Below are 4,015 nucleotides of genomic sequence, written 5' to 3' on the forward strand. Positions count from 1 at the left end.
TCGGCGACCCGAACACGTGCCCGTTGACGCCCGTCTTGCGGGCGGTCAGCGCGGCGCGGAACGCGTGGAAGTTGTTGGTGACCACCACGCAGTGGTAGTCCGGCTTGGCCTGCTCCATGATGGCCCTGCTGAACAGCAGGTTCTCCTCGGTGGTGCGCGAGCGGTCCTCGCGCTCGATGTGCTCGGCCGGGAAACCGCGTTCGACCAGGTAGTCGGCCATCGCGTGGGACTCCGGGAGCTTCTCGTCCGGGCCCTGCCCGCCCGAGGTGATGAGGACGGGCGGGTTCCCGCGCGCCGCCTGCTTGTCGTAGACCTCACGGCCGCGGTCGAGCCGGCTGGCCAGCAGCGGCGGGACGCGCTCGCCGCCGATCAGACCGGAGCCCAGCACCACGACGAAGTCCACGTCCCGGCGCGGTCGGTGGTGGCCGTACAGGAACGCGTACCCGACGAAGCAGAGGAACAGGAAGGAGACGTAGCCGACGACAAGTACGGCGGTTCCCGCCATGATCCCCACACGGGGGGACTTGGTGGCCACGGCCGCGACCAGCAGGGCGATGACGCCGAGGATGCCCACCCCGGCGAGCAGCGACAGCAGGTTGGCGGGCCGCGTCCCCTCCTTGCGGATCATGGTCAGGCCGTTCGAGATCAGGAACCAGACCAGTGCCACGGTGCCCAGCGCCGGGAGCAGGATGATCGCCACGGCTGCCACCTCCGCCACCAGGGTCGGTGCCCTGCGCAGCTCGGCGAGCAGGGTGAGGCAGAGCAGTGTCACGGCGATCCCGAGCAGGACGGCGTTGCTGAACCTGCGGCGGTCGCGCAGTACCCCGATCCCGAAGAGCAGGAAGAACAGGGCTGCTGGGGCATAGGCGATCATGCCTCGTATCGTAGGGTCCCCTCGTTCGCACCCCGCCGGAGACCTCGAACGGCCCTCCCGGCGATGGCCCGTGAGGCCCGTGAGGCCCGTGAGGTGCCTCCTGCCGGCGCCGCCGGCGCGGCCGGTGCGGTCGGGCGCGGTGGCTACGCTACGGGGATGAGTGGTGTGCGGGCGGCGGGTGCCGTCGGGGGTGGCGTCGGTGACACGGCCGCGGACGGGGGCTGGGCCGGCCTGTTCCGGGCGGAGCCGTCGGCGTGCGTGGCCGGGGCGTGGTTGCGGGGGCTGGGCTTCAACACCGGGGCACCGGAGGCGGTGCTGCTCTCGCTGCTGGACACGGGCACGTCGGCGTTCCTGCTGCGGACGAACCTGCCCGCGGGCGTGCTGGACGCCGCGGTCGACCATCCGCTGCGCCGGGTCTGGGGCATGGCGGCGGACTCGGGTCGACTCTCGGACGCGCAGTGGGAGCGGCTGCTGGCCGCGAGACCTCCGGGGGCACTCCGCGAGACCCTGGCGGAGGTGGCGGCCGACCTGCGCGCGGACCGGCTGTGGCGGGCCCGGGTCGGGGTCGGGATCGAGCGGCCGCCGAGCGCCGGGTCGCGGCCGCCCGCGACGCCGGAGGAAATCGCCGCGATGGCGGAGGCCGTGCCCGCGATCGAGCCCGGGCACCGGACGTACGCACTGTGGTGGGTGGCGGCGCTGCACGAGGATCCGGACGCCATGCGGCAGTTGGCGTCCTCGCCGAAGCTCTGGGTCCGCCGCAGCGTGGCCCGGGCACGGCGGCTGCCACCGGACGTGCTGGAACGGCTGGCCCGGGACGAGGACCGGGCCGTGCGGCTGTTCCTCAGCGAGTCCTGCGAGGACGCGCCGGCGGAGGTGCTGCTCGACGTGTGGTGCTGGTGGTCGGGTTCGTTCTCGTTCCCGGGGCGGCCGCGCAACCACCCCAACTTCCCGCGCCACGACCTGCTGCGCTTCGCGGACGCCCCCGAGCCGAGGCTGCGCCTGCTGGCCCTCGACGACCCGTCCTCGACCGCGGCCCTGGCCGAGCGGTTCTGCCGCGATCCCGATCGGGAGGTGCGCGCCCGGGCGGCGAAGGATCCGCGGTTGTCGCCGGAGACCGTGGCCGGGCTGCTCGACGACGCCGACGCCTCGGTCCGGGCCTTGGCCCGTCGGCACCCGGCGCTGCCGACCGCGTGCCTGGTGCCGCTGCTCCTGGACGAGCGGACCGCCGAGGAGGCGGCCGGGAACCCGGCCGTGCCGGAAGCCGTGATGCACCGGATGGTCGCCGTGGCGGCGGCCGTCCGGGCCGGGGCCGCAGCGGCGAAGGCCCCGGCCCCCGCCGTCGTCCCCGGCGTACCGTAAGCCGGCAGGCCGGTCGCGGGTGGCCCGTCGCTCAGTCCTCCTGGGCGGCGAAGCGTTCGAGGGCGGCGAGGACGGCCGTGCGCATGGCGGGGCTGCCGGTGTGCCCGGACTCGTCGACGACGGTGAGGCTGGCGTCGGGCCAGGCCCGGGCGAGCTCCCAGGCGGTGTCGAGCGGCGAGCCGAGGTCGAGGCGTCCGTGGATCAGCTCGCCCGGGATGCCGGCCAGGCGGCCGGCGTCGCGCAGCAGTTGCCCGTCGGCGAGGAAGGCGTCGTGGGCGAAGTAGTGGGCGGTGATGCGGGTGAAGGCCATCAGGTCGTCGTCGGGCCGGTCGGTGTAGGCGTTCGGCTTGCCGAGCGCCTCGTGGGCGATGACGGCGTCCTCCCAGGTGGCCCAGGCGTTGGCGGCGGCGCGCCGGACGGTCTCGTCGGGGCTGTTGAGGAGCCGGCTGTAGGCGGCGACGAGGTCACCGTCCCGGTCCTCGGCGGGGAGGTGCGCGCGGAAGGCCTGCCACGGGCCGGGCAGGAAGCGGGCGACGCCCCGGTAGAGCCAGTCGGTCTCCTCCGGGCGGGTCGTGGTGACGCCGCAGATGACGATCGCGGAGACCCGTTCGGGGTGGGTCTGGGCGTACGCGAGGATCAGCGTGGAGCCCCAGGAGCCGCCGTACAGCAGCCACTTCTCGATGCCGAGGTGTTCGCGCAGCCGCTCCATGTCGGCGATCAGCCGGTCGGTGGTGTTGTGCTCCAGACCGGTCGCCGGGTCGGCGGCGTGCGGTCGGCTGCGGCCGCAGCCGCGCTGGTCGAACTGGACGACGTGGTAGCGCTCGGGGTCGAAGTACCGCCGGGCGCCGGGCTGGTGGCCGGAGCCGGGCCCGCCGTGCACCACCGCGGCGGGCCGGCCGGCGGGGTTGCCGGAGGCGTTCCAGTGGATCTGCTGGCCGTCGCCGACGTCCAGCAGTCCCTGCGCGTAGGGCTGGTAGGGCGGGTAGGGCTCCGAGCGCGGGTGCGGGTGCGGCTCCGGGCGGGGGCGCGGTCCGGGCATGGCGGGCTCCTCCGTGGGCGGGCGGGCCGTCGTCGGGTCAGGCCCGTTCGGGCGGCAGCAGGGTGGCGAGGCCGTCGATGATGCGGTGGACGCCGAAGTCGAAGCGGGCGTCCATGCCGGGTTCGGTGAGGTCGCCGGCCAGGGCGACCAGGTTGGGGAAGTCCTCGGCGGGCAGGGCGCGGAAGCGGTCCCCGGCGGCGTCGACGATGGTGCGGCGGCTGGTGCCGAGGACCTCGGCGGCGGAGATCGGGGACTGTTCCTGGAGCACGAAGCCCTGGACGAAGGCGCCGAGCAGGTAGGTGGCCATGGCCGCGTCGGCGTCGGAGAAGCCGGCCGTGCGGAGGCGGTCGAGCTGGTCCTCCATCAGGGCGAGCAGGTGGGGGCCGGGGGCGAGGCGGCCGGAGACGACCTTGGCGGCGTCGCGGTTGTCGAGCAGGAGGCGGCGGTAGCGACGGCAGTACTCGTGGAACTGCTCGCGCCAGCTGCCTTCGCGGGGCGGGGGTTCGGCGGAGGCCATCAGGGCGTCGGTGAGCAGGTCCAGCAGTTCCTGCTTGTTGCGGACGTGCCAGTAGAGCGAGGCGGCCTTGACGCCGACCTCGCTGGCGACCTTGCGCATCGACAGTCCGGCGAGGCCGTCCCGTTCGAGGCCGGGGCGTGGTTGCGGGGGCTGGGCTTCAACACCGGGGCACCGGAGGCGGTGCTGCTCTCGCTGCTGGACACGGGCACGTCGGCGTTCCTGCACG

Annotated in this window: 4 protein-coding genes; 1 reads left to right on the forward strand and 3 read right to left on the reverse strand. The window is 74.4% G+C overall.

The window, feature by feature from the left end; all coding sequences use genetic code 11:
- On the reverse strand, positions 1–874 hold an 874-nt coding region (locus ACIA8Q_RS25580), incomplete at its 3' end, for a YdcF family protein (RefSeq protein ID WP_396317732.1).
- 156 nt (positions 875–1,030) lie between these two features.
- Between ACIA8Q_RS25580 and ACIA8Q_RS25585 the strand changes: the two genes are divergently transcribed.
- The gene (locus tag ACIA8Q_RS25585; RefSeq protein ID WP_360213737.1) at positions 1,031–2,233 is read left to right on the forward strand and encodes a hypothetical protein; all 1,203 of its coding nucleotides are present in this window, start codon (positions 1,031–1,033) and stop codon (positions 2,231–2,233) included.
- A gap of 31 nt (positions 2,234–2,264) precedes the next feature.
- Here ACIA8Q_RS25585 and pip read toward each other — a convergent pair whose 3' ends face one another.
- Positions 2,265–3,272, reverse strand: coding sequence for a prolyl aminopeptidase (gene pip, locus ACIA8Q_RS25590; protein WP_360213739.1), 1,008 nt, complete (start codon positions 3,270–3,272; stop codon positions 2,265–2,267).
- A gap of 37 nt (positions 3,273–3,309) precedes the next feature.
- Positions 3,310–4,015: TetR/AcrR family transcriptional regulator (locus tag ACIA8Q_RS25595; RefSeq protein ID WP_396317733.1), on the reverse strand; the 706-nt coding region annotated here is incomplete at its 5' end.

Origin of the sequence: Kitasatospora sp. NPDC051705 (assembly GCF_044453265.1) — a bacterium.
Classification (GTDB): domain Bacteria; phylum Actinomycetota; class Actinomycetes; order Streptomycetales; family Streptomycetaceae; genus Kitasatospora.

Bases quoted from the DNA above. Each gene is read 5' to 3' on its own strand.
- ACIA8Q_RS25585 (WP_360213737.1), top strand. From the start codon at position 1,031: ATGAGTGGTGTGCGGGCGGCGGGTGCCGTCGGGGGTGGCGTCGGTGAC.
- pip (WP_360213739.1), bottom strand. From the start codon at position 3,272: ATGCCCGGACCGCGCCCCCGCCCGGAGCCGCACCCGCACCCGCGCTCG.